The 12,925-nt window shown below is 64.2% G+C and carries 10 protein-coding genes and 1 tRNA gene; 9 read left to right on the plus strand and 2 right to left on the minus strand.

What is annotated here, in order from left to right:
* Positions 1-2: 2 nt before the first annotated feature.
* Positions 3-1,652: an arginine--tRNA ligase gene (gene argS, locus QN084_RS02930; RefSeq protein ID WP_069695152.1), complete on the minus strand. Its 1,650-nt coding sequence runs from the start codon at positions 1,650-1,652 to the stop codon at positions 3-5.
* Between the two features lie 223 nt (positions 1,653-1,875).
* On the opposite strand from argS, the gene QN084_RS02935 reads away from it, so the two are divergent.
* From QN084_RS02935 to QN084_RS02960, 6 genes are all read left to right on the plus strand, one after another.
* Positions 1,876-2,355: an FMN-binding protein gene (locus QN084_RS02935; protein ID WP_062097189.1), complete on the plus strand. Its 480-nt coding sequence runs from the start codon at positions 1,876-1,878 to the stop codon at positions 2,353-2,355.
* A gap of 5 nt (positions 2,356-2,360) precedes the next feature.
* Positions 2,361-3,233 (plus strand): FAD:protein FMN transferase, encoded by an 873-nt coding sequence (locus QN084_RS02940; RefSeq protein ID WP_062097191.1) that lies wholly within the window; start codon positions 2,361-2,363, stop codon positions 3,231-3,233.
* The gene (locus QN084_RS02945; RefSeq protein WP_021471015.1) at positions 3,230-4,729 is read left to right on the plus strand and encodes an FAD-dependent oxidoreductase; all 1,500 of its coding nucleotides are present in this window, start codon (positions 3,230-3,232) and stop codon (positions 4,727-4,729) included. The genes QN084_RS02940 and QN084_RS02945 overlap by 4 nt, the downstream gene beginning before the upstream one ends.
* 81 nt (positions 4,730-4,810) lie before the next feature.
* Positions 4,811-4,883, plus strand: a tRNA-Arg gene (locus tag QN084_RS02950).
* A 198-nt stretch (positions 4,884-5,081) separates the two neighbouring features.
* The gene (locus tag QN084_RS02955) at positions 5,082-6,125 is read left to right on the plus strand and encodes a M4 family metallopeptidase (RefSeq protein WP_241650848.1); all 1,044 of its coding nucleotides are present in this window, start codon (positions 5,082-5,084) and stop codon (positions 6,123-6,125) included.
* A 77-nt stretch (positions 6,126-6,202) separates the two neighbouring features.
* Positions 6,203-6,505, plus strand: coding sequence for a protealysin inhibitor emfourin (locus tag QN084_RS02960; protein WP_062097195.1), 303 nt, complete (start codon positions 6,203-6,205; stop codon positions 6,503-6,505).
* A 37-nt stretch (positions 6,506-6,542) separates the two neighbouring features.
* Here the strand turns inward: QN084_RS02960 and QN084_RS02965 are convergent, their stop codons facing one another.
* Positions 6,543-7,511 (minus strand): GlxA family transcriptional regulator, encoded by a 969-nt coding sequence (locus tag QN084_RS02965; protein ID WP_021471018.1) that lies wholly within the window; start codon positions 7,509-7,511, stop codon positions 6,543-6,545.
* Between the two features lie 81 nt (positions 7,512-7,592).
* Between QN084_RS02965 and QN084_RS02970 the strand changes: the two genes are divergently transcribed.
* The 3 genes from QN084_RS02970 to hrpA all read left to right on the plus strand — a co-directional run bounded on the left by QN084_RS02970 (position 7,593) and on the right by hrpA (position 12,918).
* A complete protein-coding gene (locus tag QN084_RS02970; RefSeq protein ID WP_021471019.1) occupies positions 7,593-7,763 on the plus strand; it encodes a hypothetical protein in 171 nt (56 codons plus the stop codon).
* Between the two features lie 165 nt (positions 7,764-7,928).
* The gene (locus QN084_RS02975; RefSeq protein ID WP_069695153.1) at positions 7,929-8,921 is read left to right on the plus strand and encodes a helix-turn-helix transcriptional regulator; all 993 of its coding nucleotides are present in this window, start codon (positions 7,929-7,931) and stop codon (positions 8,919-8,921) included.
* 13 nt (positions 8,922-8,934) lie between these two features.
* On the plus strand, positions 8,935-12,918 hold the full coding sequence (gene hrpA / locus QN084_RS02980) for an ATP-dependent RNA helicase HrpA (RefSeq protein ID WP_069695154.1): 3,984 nt from the start codon (positions 8,935-8,937) through the stop codon (positions 12,916-12,918).
* Positions 12,919-12,925: the final 7 nt, after the last annotated feature.

Raw genomic sequence — 12,925 nt, forward strand, 5'->3', positions numbered from 1 at the left:
GCTTACATCCGTTCCGGCGCCGAAACGCCCAGCAGTTCGAGTCCGTTGGCCAGCACCTGGCTCGTGGCGTCATTGAGCCACAAACGGGTGCGGTTGACGTCCTGTACGGGTTCCTCGCCCTGCGGCGAGACGCGGCAGGCGTCGTACCAGCGGTGATAGGCGCCGGCAATAACTTCGAGGTGGCGTGCTACGCGGTGGGGTTCGCGCAACTCGGCTGCCTTGGCAACGATCGAAGGGTAGCTGCCAAGGTAGGAGAGCAACTCGTTCTCGGTCGCGTGGTCCAGCAGCGAGGCATCGAAAACGGACCGGTCAACGCCCGCCTCGGCTGCGTTCCTGGCTGTTCCACGGGAACGGGCGTGCGCGTACTGGACGTAGAACACGGGGTTCTCATTGCTGTTCTTCTTGAGCAACTCCGGATCAAGCGTCAGCGGCGAATCGGCAGGGAACCGGGCCAGCGAGTAGCGGACTGCGTCCTTTCCAAGCCAGGAAATAAGGTCCTTAAGTTCGATGATGTTGCCTGCACGCTTGGACAGCTTGGCGCCGTTGACCGATACCAACTGGCCGATCAGGACCTCGATGTTGGTGTCGGGATTGTCCCCTGCGCAGGCGGCAATGGCCTTCAGGCGGTTGATGTAGCCGTGGTGGTCCGCACCCAGGAGGTAGATCTTCTCAATGAAGCCGCGGTCCTTCTTGGAAAGGTAGTAGGCGGCGTCGGCAGCGAAGTACGTGGGTTCCCCGTTGGCGCGGATCATGACACGGTCCTTATCATCGCCGAAGTCAGTGGTCCGCAGCCACACCGCACCGCCGTCGTCGAACACATGGCCCTGCTCGCGGAGGCGCGCGACGGCAGCTTCGATCGCACCGACGTCGTGGAGGTCCTTCTCGGAGAAGTAGACATCGAACTCCACGCCGAAATCGGCAAGGGTGCTCTTGATGTCAGCCATCTGGGCCTCGTAGGCGGCCGCCCGGATAACGGGCAGTGCGGCCTCGTCCGTGAGCTCCCTGATTCCCGGGTGCGCCTTCAGAACTTCGTCGCCAAGTTCCCGGATGTACTCGCCCGGGTAACCGCCGTCCGGCACGTCCCTGCCGTGGAGGCGGGACAGCACGGAATGGGCGAAGACGTTCATCTGCGAGCCGGCGTCGTTGATGTAGTACTCAGCCGTCACATCCGCTCCGGACGCGCGCAGGACACGGGCAATCGAATCACCGAGGGCGGCCCAGCGGGTGTGCCCGATGTGCAGGGGGCCTGTGGGGTTGGCGGAAACGAATTCCATGTTGATGACATGGCCTGCGAGCGCCTTGTTGGTGCCGTATTCGGCACCGGCCTCAACGATGGCCTTCGCCAAAACTCCCGCCGCAGCGGCGTCCACTGTGATGTTCAGGAACCCCGGGCCCGCGATTTCCACCGCTGTTACGCCCGGAATCTCAGTCAGCCTGCGGCTCAGGAGCCCGGCAAATTCGCGGGGATTCGTGCCGGCCTTCTTGGCAAGTTGCAGGGCGATGTTGGTGGCCCAGTCTCCGTGATCCCGGTTCTTGGGTCGCTCCACCCTGACGCCATCGGGGACGGCGGATTCGGGCAGTGCGATTTCACCGGCGGCAACAGCGTCCTTCAGGCAAGTGGATATGGCAGCAGAGAGTTCTTCGGGAGTCACGCATCTAGCCTACCGGGGGCCCGCAAAGTCGCGGAATTCGAGGGCGCTTATGTGGGCAACCCGACGCACAGCCGCTACACAGTTCCTTCAGGGCGGCGGCACAACGTGAACCATTACGCTGATTTCGACGTTGTTGAAACCGTAGGCACGTGGCCTTTTGGGTCACCCAGCAGCACGAGCGGTCCCGCGAATCCAGAACTTGTCCACACGAAATGAGCAGACCATGACCACGCCCCTCCGCAAGACCATCTACGTCGGCCTGGCCGGTATCTCAATCGCAGGCACGGCAGCGGCCTGCGCCCCGGCCACCGAAGCGCCCGCCCAGACTCCGGCCACCCAGAACGGCGGACAGGCCGGCACGCCAGCTCCTTCGGGTTCCGGTGGCAGCTCCGCGGGCACTGCCGGTTCACCCTACAAGGACGGCACGTACAAGGCCGACGGGACGTACACCTCCCCCAACGGACAGGAAACGGTGGGTGTGGAGCTGACCCTTGCAGGAGGCAAAGTCTCTGCTGTCAACATCACGGAGCATCCGTCCAACCCCAACACCAGGAAGTTCCAGGGTGAATTCGCCGGCGGGATTGCCGCTCAGATTGTCGGCAAGGACATTGACAAGCTCAACGTTTCAAAAGTGGCCGGTTCGTCCCTGACCTCCGGGGGATTCAACGACGCCGTCCAGCAAATCAAGTCCCAGGCCAAGTAGGGGCCATGCCACACCCTGGCTGGAGCGTTTTCCGCTTTGAGGGGATCGGCACCTCGTGGGAGATTGCTACGCCGGATCATCTGCCGGAGCAGCTCAGGGACGAATTACTGGAAACCGTCGCCGTTTATGACCGGACATATTCGAGGTTCCGTGCGGACTCGCTTGTGTCGCAACTCGCACAGGCCCCCGGCACCATCGCCCTCCCCCGGCATGCCGCCGGGCTTCGTGACCTGTACGCGGAGCTCTATCGTCTCAGCCGCGGTGCCATGACTCCCCTCATCGGTCCCAGCCTGGAACGCCTGGGCTATGGCGCCGGCTACAGCCTGGTTCCTTCCGGGAGTCCCGTTGCCGCCCGTGGTTGGGAGGAACTCCTGGAATGGAATGCAACCTCGCTGACCGCCAAGGAACCGGTCATCCTGGATATCGGTGCGGCGGGAAAGGGACAGCTGGTTGATCTCCTGGCCGGGGTCCTGCGTTCTCATGGCCGCACCGATTTCCTGGTCGATGGAAGCGGCGACATGCTGCACGGCGGAAGCCGGCCCGTGACAGTGGCGCTTGAGCATCCATACAACCCCAGGCAGGCGATCGGCACCGTGGAACTGGACAATGCCGCCCTTTGCGCCTCGGCTGCCAACCGCAGGGCTTGGGGGGACGGACTGCACCACGTCCTCGACGGAAGAACGGGGCAACCCATCAGGACCATCGTTGCTTCCTGGACCATCGCAGCAACGGCCATGGAGGCTGATGCGCTGGCCACGGCGCTCTTCATGGTGGAACCGGGCACACTCGAGGATTCCTTCGACTTCGAATGGCTCCGTGTGTTCTCCACCGGGAGTGCCACGTTTTCACCCGGTTTCGAGGGGAGACTGTTCACATGAACACCATGAAGGCCCGTTTGGACACCTGGCTGGGCCGCTTCACCATGTACCGCCTGATCCTGTGGGTCCTGGGAATCCTGGTGGCGTACAGCCTCCTGTTGAACGTGCTGGGATGGTTGACCTTCGGCCTTCCGCAGATGCTGGTGCACCTGGTGCTGTGCCTGGCCCTGAGCTACGGCTCCAGCCGCCTGCTCGCGCTCCTTTTCCGGACGAAGGCCCATCCGGATTCCTCCCTCATTACCGGGCTGCTGATCTACTTCCTTTTCTGGCCAACGTTCGTCCCCACGGACATGGCCGGTGTTGCGCTCGCCTGCGTGCTGGCCAGCGCGTCCAAGTTCGCCCTGGCGTTCCGGGGGCGGCACATCTTCAACCCGGCAGCCGCAGGTGCGTTCCTCACCGGGCTGACCGGACTGAATATCGCCACGTGGTGGGCGGCAACCCCGGCGATGCTCTGGCTCTTGGTTCCGGGAGTCCTGGCTGTTCTGTACCGCATCCGGAAATTGTTAATGGCCGGCGTTTTCATGGTGGTGGCAACAGGCGTCGTGTTTGCGGAATTGGTGAGCCGCAGCATGACCGTCGGTCAGGCGTTGTGGCAACCCCTGGCGCAACGGCCCCTGCTGTTCTTTGCCGGTTTCATGCTCTCCGAGCCGCTCACGCTGCCACCGCGCCGGTGGCAGCAACTCGGCCTCGCCGCCGTCGTCGGGATTGTTTTCGCTGTGCCTTACAACCTTGGTTTCGTGGCCAACTCTCCGGAACTGGCGCTGCTGTTGGGTAACCTCGCAGCTTTCTTCCTCGGCCAGCGGGGCCGCGTGGAACTGGTGTTCAAGGGTTCCAAACCGCTGACTCCGGGCACCACCGAGTTCCGTTTCGAGCCGCAACGTCCCGTCCGGTACGCCGCAGGCCAGTTCATGGAGCTGAACCTCCCGCATCCGGACCGCAATGGGAAGGGCATGCGTCGGGTCTTCAGCATCACGAGCCCTCCCGGGGCGCCTGAAGTAACGTTCGGCGTTGGCACCGGAGAACCGCTGTCCCCGGCCAAGAAGACGCTGCTGGGCCTGCAGCCCGGCGACACGGTGGGCGCCACCGCCGTCGGCGGCGATTTCCTGCTGCCGCGCGACCCGGGAGCCCCGGTCCTCCTGATCGCGGCGGGCATCGGGATCACCCCTTTCCTGTCCCAGCTGGCGTCCGGCGGGGAGCGGGATACCGTGGTGCTGTATTTGGCCCGGAGCCGCGCCGAGCTGGCCGCCTGTGAACAGTTGGAAAAGTCCGGGGCCCGGGTGGTTGCGCGGCTTGCGGACGGTTCTGCTCCGCCGGAGTTCATGGACGACGCCGGTACGCCCCGCATCGACGCAAGGCGCCTTCAGGAGCTGGTTCCGGATATCCGGGACCGCGCCGTCTATATTTCCGGCTCCCCGAAGAACGTCCAGGACCTGCGGGCGGTGGCCCGGGCAGCAGGGGCCAGGAAGATCCACGTGGATTCCTTTGCCGGATACTGAGGCCGGGCAGCGGTTTTCCTTTGCGACGCGCGTACTGCTAAGCTCTAGGACGTCCCACCGGCAACGGAGGGAACCCCGGTTGCCCTCGTAGCTCAGGGGATAGAGCGTCTGCCTCCGGAGCAGAAGGCCGTAGGTTCGAATCCTATCGAGGGCACAATCAATACCCCGCCAGTGCAGCTGGCGGGGTATTTTTTCTTTTCCCGCGGTGATCCCCGGCGGAAGACAACCCGGGTGGCCGCTATCACTTCAAGGCTTGCCGGAGCGCACCCGAAGAAAATGTCAGCGCCCGAACCTAGGCTGATCACAGTAGCCAACCGCCTCGCGCGGGCCGCTGACAACAAAGGGGTATACCGTGATCTGTTCCATCGTCCCTCCTTACCTGCTTAGGCGCCTTGCGGCCCAGGATGAACCGCGGCTGCGTGCCGTAGCTGTGGCAGCCAAGGAATCCCTGCTGCACATCAAGGAGCTGCAGGCAGTCAGGTCGGCGCCCGCGCCCGCAGCCCGCCCGGCGGCCCGGCAAGCCCGCCCGGGTGGTCCCCACCGGACGATCTACGATGCCCAAGGGGTGGAGCAGCTGCCGGGAAAGCTGGTCCGAAAGGAAGGCGCTGCCGCCACCGGCGATGTAGCGGCGGACGAAGCCTATGAGGGCCTGGGCAGCACGTACAGCCTTTATGCGGACGTCTTTGGCCGGGACTCAATCGACGGCGCAGGGCTCCCACTGGACGCCACTGTCCATTACGGGAGGCTGTATGACAACGCCTTCTGGGACGGGCAGCAGATGGTTTTCGGCGACGGTGACGGGGAGGTTTTCCAGCGTTTCACCAAGTCCCTCAGCGTCATCGGACACGAACTGGCCCACGGCGTCACCCAGTTCACCGCGGGTTTGGCCTACCGCAACCAGGCCGGTGCCCTGAACGAGTCCATGTCGGATGTCTTCGGGGTCCTGGTGGAACAGTACTTCAAGAAGCAAAGCGCTTCGGAAGCCAACTGGTTGATCGGCGAGGGCCTGTTCACCAACCACGTACAGGGCGTCGCGCTGCGGTCCATGAAGGCTCCCGGCACCGCATACGATGACGACGTTCTGGGCAAGGATCCGCAACCCGATTCCATGGACACCTACGTCCGCACCAGCGCGGACAACGGCGGGGTTCACATCAATTCGGGCATTCCCAACAAGGCGTTCTACGTGGTCGCTTCGGAGCTCGGCGGCAACGCCTGGGAGGCTCCGGGCCAGATCTGGTACGGGACCCTGACCAGCGGCACCCTGCCACCTGCCTGCACCTTCGGCAAGTTCGCACGGACCACGCTGGCAACGGCGGAGGAACTGTTCGGTGCGGGGTCGGCGGAGCATGACGCCGTCCGCAAGGCGTGGGACACTGTGAAGGTCAGGGTTTAGCCCAGTCTGCGGGACTTCCATCCTTGCGGCAGTCTTGCCTGGGCAACCACCGGACCGTGGAGCAGGATCAGCCGGACATGAAGATAACCGTCCAACGCAGTGGGGGCATTGCAGCCATGACCCGCGTCTGGAGCGTGAACGCGGCCTCCCCCGACCAGAAGGAACGCTGGCTCCCGATCGTGGAAGCCTGCCCGTGGGAAGAAGCCAAGAGCCGGGCACTGACAAGCAACGAACCCGACCGCTTCATGTACTCAATCCGCGCGGGCCAACACCGCGCCACCCTGCCGGAGGGCGCTGTCACCGGCCCCTGGCAGGAACTGGTGGAATGCGCCAAGGCGGAGGGCTCCGAGTCCACGGGGCACCGGGGTACCCGCCGCTGAATCAGTTGAATGGCCGGGCGCTTTGATCGGCCCCGGGTTAGACAACCCCTGCCAACTGGCCGCGGAAGGCCCTGCGATAGCTTTGCGGACTCGTGTCCAACACCTTGGCGAAGTGGTGCCGCAGCAGGACGGAATGGCCGAACCCTGCTTCGCGGGCAACTTCGTCGATATTCAACTCCGTGGTCTCCAACAGTTCCTGGGCCCGGAGAACCCTTTGGGAGTTGAGCCAGGCAGCGGGAGTGGCACCTGTCTCAGCCCTGAACTTACGGGCAAAAGTCCGCGGTGACATGTGGAGCCGTGCCGCGAGGTCATTGACACTGTGCTCCTGGTCAAGGTGTTGCACCATCCAGCGCAGGAGCGCCTCCATGGGCGCCGAACCGCACGTGGGCATGGGCCGGTCAATGAACTGCGCCTGGCCGCCGTCACGGTGCGGAGGAACCACCATGTCCCGGGCGATGGCCGCCGCAACGTTGGCGCCCAGCTCCACCCGGACCAGGTGCAGGCACGCGTCGATGCCGGCGGCCGTTCCCGCGCTGGTGATGATGTTCCCGTCCTGGACGTAAAGGACGTTCTCGTCCACCTTGGCCCCTGGGTACTTCGCAGCGAGCTCCTGCGAGTAGCGCCAGTGCGTGGTGCAACGGCGTCCTTCCAGGAGACCCGCTTTGGCCAGGGCGAACGCCCCCGAGCAGATCGACATCACCCAAGCACCGCGTGCCTGTGCCGCACGGAGCGCCTCATGGACGGACTCAGGAACATCGCGGTCCGCACCAAAGGGCGACATGATCACGAGGTCCGCATCAGCTGCCGCTTCCAAGCCCAGATTGACGTGCAGCGACAATCCGGATTTCATCCGCACATCGCCAGGCTCCGGCGCGCAGACCCTGAAATCAAACGCCGGGACCCCCGCTCCGCGGTCCGACCTGTCGATGCCGAAGACCTCGAATGCAGTCCCGAACTCAAAGAGTGAAAAGTTGGGAACCACGATCACTGCTACTGATTTCAACATATTTCCAGTGTGGCAGAAATTTGTTCTTTTGGGGCATTTCTGCCACTGTTTCTTGGTCCTCTCCAAGCGCAGGATTGAGTCATGGAAATCTTCGGAATCATCCTCTTCGTAGTCCTCGTTACCGCAGTCGCAGCGACCGTCAGCGCGCTGCTCCGGGACGGCCGCGGACACTATCCTCCGGTCAACTCCAAGGAGCCCTGGAGCGCCTTCGACGCTCCCAGCAGCCCCTACTGGAACCCGCGGATTTACTGACCTGCCGGCCGTCCCTGGCAACAGGTCACAGCCCGATCCACCCAACGCCCGCCATGGCCGGAGTACTGCAGACTTCCGGAAGGCGGGCGTTCCTATGTCCAGCGGCACCCCTAAGCGTGGGACGCCCTTGTGCGGGCCGGCGCGGCTTCGGCTAGATTCACGAGCATGATCCAAACCTCCGCCCGGCTCCTCCAACTGTTGTCCCTGTTGCAGGTGCGCCGCGAATGGACCGGGCCGGCGCTGGCTGAGCGCATGGGCGTCACGGAACGTACCGTGCGCCGGGATATCGAGAAGCTGCGGAACCTCGGCTATCCCATCCACGCCTCGCCCGGCATCGCGGGCGGCTACCAACTCGGCGCCGGTGCGCAACTGCCTCCACTGCTCCTTGACGACAATGAGGCATTGGCGGTTGCCCTTGGCCTGAACTCCGTGGCTGCCGGGCCGGTGGCCGGCATCGGCGAAGCCTCGGTGCGCGCCCTGACCAAGCTCGAGCAGGTGTTGCCCTCCCGGCTCCGTTCGAGGTTCGCCATGCTCAAGGGCGCCGTCACCGCGCTTCCCAGCAACGCCGCTTCCGTGGACCCCCAGCAGTTGACGGTCCTGTCCTCGGCGATTGCCGACCGCCGCCAGGTGTCCTTTGACTACGTCACGTCCGAGGGCGAATCGTCCAGCCGCTTGGTGGAACCGTACAGGCTGGTTGACACGGGACGCCGTTGGTACCTCGTAGCCTGGGACGTCGGGCGCGAGGACTGGCGAACCTTCCGTGCAGACCGCATTGCCTCCCTGCCCAGCGAACGCAAGCGCTATGAACCTCGGCCGCTACCGGCTGAGGACTTGGCCGCCTATGTCCAGCAGTCGATCACCCGTTCGCCGTACAGGTTCGACGTCGTCGTGCGGCTGCATGCGCCGCTCGCCGAGGTTGCCGCCGTCGTCGGTCCGCACCTTGCTTCCCTTACGGCAGAAAGTCCCACCAGCACCATCCTTCGCGCCGGTTGGGACAACCTGGCCGCACCGGTAGCCCAGCTGGCAGCCCTGGACATGGATTTCGAGATCATCGAACCCGTCGAGTTCACATCGTTCGCCCTGCGCCTGTCCCGCCGGCTCAAAGCAGCGGCCGGGAACGTGACTGACGCCGCAGAGGACACTCTCCCCCGGCAGTAGACTGGCCTGAGCCATGACAATTCATATCTCCTACCCCGCTGAGCTGCCGGTATCCGAGCGCCGCGAGGATCTGATGGCGGCCATCGCCGCAAACCAGGTGACCATCATTGCCGGCGAGACCGGTTCGGGCAAAACCACCCAGATCCCCAAAATGTGCCTTGAACTGGGCTTGGGCGAGCAGGGCCTGATCGGTCACACACAGCCCAGGCGCCTCGCGGCCAGGACGGTTGCCGAACGCATCGCTTCCGAACTCGGCGTGGAGATCGGCCAGGAAGTGGGCTTCCAGGTCCGGTTCACCGGCGAGGTCAGTGCCGCCACCAAGGTCAAGCTGATGACCGACGGCATCCTGCTCGCGGAGATCCAGCGGGACAAGCTGTTGCGCAAATACAGCACGATCATCATTGACGAGGCCCATGAACGGAGCCTCAACATCGACTTCATTCTCGGCTACCTCAAGCGGATACTCCCCCAGCGGCCGGACCTGAAAGTCATCATCACCTCGGCAACCATCGATCCCGAACGCTTCGCGAGCCACTTTGGCACCGACACCGCCCCCGCCCCGATCATCGAGGTTTCCGGGCGGACGTATCCGGTCGAAATCCGCTACCGTCCCCTGTCCCAGCCGGCGAACCCCGATGCCGAAGAGTCGGACGACGAACTCGAAGAGGACCGGGATCCGCTGGATGCGGTCTGCGACGCCGTGGATGAACTCGCCCAAGAGGCTCCGGGAGACATCCTGGTCTTCTTCTCCGGCGAGCGCGAGATCCGCGATGCCGCCGAGGCCATCAACGGCCGTATCCAAAGCAACCGCCGCCTTGCCGGGACGGAAGTACTGCCGTTGTATGCGCGGTTGAGCCTGCAGGAACAGCACAGGGTTTTCAACCCCGGTGGCAAACGGCGCATCATCCTGGCCACGAACGTCGCCGAGACATCGCTGACAGTCCCCGGCATCAAGTACGTCATCGACACCGGAACAGCGCGAGTTTCCCGCTATTCGCACCGGACCAAGGTTCAACGCCTGCCGATCGAACGTGTTTCGCAGGCCTCGGCCAACCAGCGGTCCGGCCGCTGCGGGCGAGTGTCCGAAGGTATTGCCATCCGGCTCTACTCGGAAGAGGACTTCGAGTCCCGTCCGCAGTTCACGGACCCGGAGATCCTGCGGACCAACCTCGCCGCCGTCATCCTTCAGATGACCGCCATGGGCGTTGCCCGCAGCCCCAAGGATGTGGAGAACTTCCCGTTCGTGGAGCCTCCGGAGTCGCGGGCAATCAACGACGGCGTCACCCTCCTCCGCGAGCTGGGCGCCCTCAGCGTTTCCAAGCCCGAGGGACCTGCCGCCCCGTCAGCCGGAAAGCAAGGCAAGAACCGGGGCGGACGCGGCCCGGGCCGTGATGGCGGCGGCCTGACGGCCATCGGGCAAAAGCTTGCGCAGCTCCCGGTCGACCCCCGCCTTGGGCGCATGATCGTGGAGGCCGGCAAACGTGGATGCGTGCGCGAAGTCATGATCCTCGCAGCTGCCCTGACCATCCAGGATCCCCGCGAGCGCCCCACCGATAAGCAGCAGCTCGCGGCGGAAAAGCACGCCCGCTTCCGTGACGAGAACTCCGACTTCACCGGCTACCTGAATCTGTGGAACTACGTGCAGGAAAAGCAGCGGGAGTTGTCCTCCACGCAGTTCCGCAGGTTGTGCCGCACCGAGTTCATCAACTACCTGCGGGTCCGGGAGTGGCAAGACCTCTTCACCCAGCTTCGCCAGTTGGCGAAACCGTTGGGAATCACCCTCGACACCAAACGCGAGGCCGATCCCGTAGGCCACCACGACGATATCCACATCAGCTTGCTGTCGGGTCTGTTGAGCCACATCGGCCTCCTCGACGAGCGCAAGCGCGAATACGCCGGGGCCCGCGGCACCCGCTTCGCCATCTTCCCGGGATCGGCCTTGTTCAAGAAGTCGCCGGCTTTCGTCATGGCGGCCGAACTGGTGGAGACCAGCAGGCTATGGGCACGCGTCGCGGCGAAGTTCGATCCGTTGTGGGCAGAGCTCGTTGCCCCGCACCTGGTCAAACGCTCCTACAGCGAACCGCACTGGTCATCCCGCCAAGGCGCCGTTCTGGCCCATGAAAAAGTGACCCTTTACGGCGTGCCGATCATCCCGGACCGCAGGGTCAACTACGGCCGCATTGACCGCGAACTCTCGCGCGAGCTGTTCATCCGTCACGCCTTGGTTGAAGGTGAGTGGCGGACCCACCACAAGTTCTTCCACCGGAACCGCGCGCTGCTCCAGGAAGTCGAAGAGCTGGAGACCCGCATGAGGCGGCGTGACATCCTGGTGGATGACCAGACGCTCTTCGAGTTCTACGATGCCCGGGTGGGTCCGGACGTTGTGTCCGAGCGCCATTTCGACAAGTGGTGGAAAGAGGCCCGCCAGGCCGATCCCGCGCTGTTGGACTTCGACGAATCTCTCCTCATGAACGAGGACGCCGAGGGCCTCGACGAATCCGCGTATCCCAAGGTATGGCGCCACAAAGGCTTCGAACTGCCGCTGAGCTACGAGTTCCACCCTGTGGCACCGGGATCGGCGCCCAACCCCTCCGACGGCGTCACCGCCGAGGTTCCGGTCCTGTTCCTGAACCAAATGGATGATGCCCCCTTCCGTTGGCAGATCCCCGGCCAACGCGTGGACCTGGTCACTGCCTTGATCAAGTCCCTTCCCAAGCAGATCCGCAAGAACTTCGTCCCGGCTCCGGATGTCGCCCGGCAGGCTACTGCCGCGTTGGAGAAGGACTTTGATCCCGCCACGGACGAACTTGAGCCATCCCTTGAGCTGGTTCTGCGCCGGCTGCGTGGCCACATCATTCCGCCCGGTTCCTGGAACTGGGATGCCGTCCCCCAGCACCTCCGCGTGAGCTTCAAGGTAGTGGACAGCAGGGGCAAAGTGCTGGGCGAGGGCAAAAACCTTGCCCAACTGCAGGAGACCCTGGCGCCGGCAACCCGGCGTGCCATCGCAGAATCACTTGGAGCCACGCCCGCCAGCACCCGCAAAGCGAAGGTGCCGGAGACGCCGCTGGAGAACACCCCGCACGGCAATCATGCAGGGGCAGGTGCGGCCGCCGGTGACGGAGTAATTGCCGAGCGTTCGGGTATCACCGAGTGGGACTTCGGAACCGTTGAACGGCAGGTCACCCGCACCGTCAAAGGCCACGCAGTGACCGGCTTCCCGGCAGTGGTGGACGAGGGAAAGTCGGTGGCCTTGCGGGTGTTCCAAACCCGGCAGGAACAGGAAGCTGCCATGCGTGGCGGCGTCATCCGGCTCCTGGCACTGCGCATCCCGTCCCCGGACCGGTACGTGCTGGAGCACCTCAGCAACACCGAGAAGTTGACGTTCAGCCAAAACCCGCATGGTTCCGTGAGTGCGCTGATCGCCGACTGCGCCCTGGCCGCCATTGACAAGCTGACTCCCGCGGAACTTCCGTGGGACCGAACTGCTTTCGATGCCTTGTACGAACTGGTCCGCGCGGAACTGATCGATACCGTCTTCACGGTGACGGCCGTCGTCGAACGCATCCTCTCCAGTACCCGCAGGATCCAGAAGCAGCTTAAGGCCAGTACCAACCTGCCGTTGATCAGCGCGCTCAACGACATGAAGAGCCAACTGGAGCAGTTGGTCTACCCCGGCTTTGTGGCACAGACGGGCTACGCCCAGCTGAGCCAGCTGCCCCGCTACCTGCAGGCCATGGAGAAGCGGTTGGACAAGCTGCCCGGCAATGTGCAGCGCGATGCCCTCAACATGGCAGTCATCCAAGGCCTCGAGGACGATTACGACGACGCCGTGGCGGCATTGACGCCCGGCCGTCGGGTGGGGCCGGAGTTAACCCGGGTGCGCTGGATGATCGAGGAGCTGAGGGTGAGCCTGTTCGCCGTGGAATTGGGGACCGCCTACTCGGTCTCCGAGAAACGGATCCGGACGGTCCTGAACCAGGCCCTGGCACCGGCCTAGCCGCCGG

The sequence above is a fragment of the Paenarthrobacter sp. R1 genome, assembly GCF_030264015.1.
GTDB classification, from domain to species: Bacteria; Actinomycetota; Actinomycetes; order Actinomycetales; family Micrococcaceae; genus Arthrobacter; species Arthrobacter ureafaciens.